The following is a 520-nucleotide window of genomic DNA, read 5'->3' as shown; positions in this document are numbered from 1 at the left end:
AAATTTGTTATATTTTAGAACTCTGTTATTCAAAGATATTCTGAATTTGTCGAATTCACGTTAATTAGAATAGTCATCTATCTGAAATAATATCCAAGAACGCTTATCTGTTTTGAATAAATATTTCATATATATTCCCGAATCATAGCCCTTTAAGATAACAGTATGCGTCATTGTATCAACCTTTAACATTATTTTTTGCCCATCTATTATAGAATCGTTGAAATTTGTATATATCCAATCACTCTTGCTGATATGAAGAATCGAGTCTGTCTCTTCATAATCATAACCTTCATATATAATTTTCAACGGAAACAAAATGTGTTTCCGTTGAAAACATGAGTCTGAGGCGAACTTTTTGAAAAAATCATAAAAAGTTGTTTTTCCTGTCACATTTCTTTTTAGTGATATCACAGCCCTATCCTTTAAAACTTGCTTTTTATTATTTGGTTGTGCACAGCTTATTAAACAGAGGAAAACAAATAGTATGTAAGTAAATTATTCATAATATATGATAACT

1 protein-coding gene is annotated in these 520 nt (G+C 28.3%); it reads right to left on the bottom strand.

Translation table 11 applies throughout. The features are described from left to right. Positions 1 to 60 precede the first annotated feature (60 nt). Positions 61 to 393 (bottom strand): DUF4348 domain-containing protein, encoded by a 333-nt coding sequence (locus HMPREF0645_RS14455; protein WP_007175512.1) that lies wholly within the window; start codon positions 391 to 393, stop codon positions 61 to 63. Positions 394 to 520 lie beyond the last annotated feature (127 nt).

The organism is Hallella bergensis DSM 17361 (assembly GCF_000160535.1).
Lineage (GTDB): Bacteria > Bacteroidota > Bacteroidia > Bacteroidales > Bacteroidaceae > Prevotella > Prevotella bergensis.
Note: the sequence above shows the minus strand (reverse complement) of the source record. Positions and strands in the feature narration are given on the sequence as shown.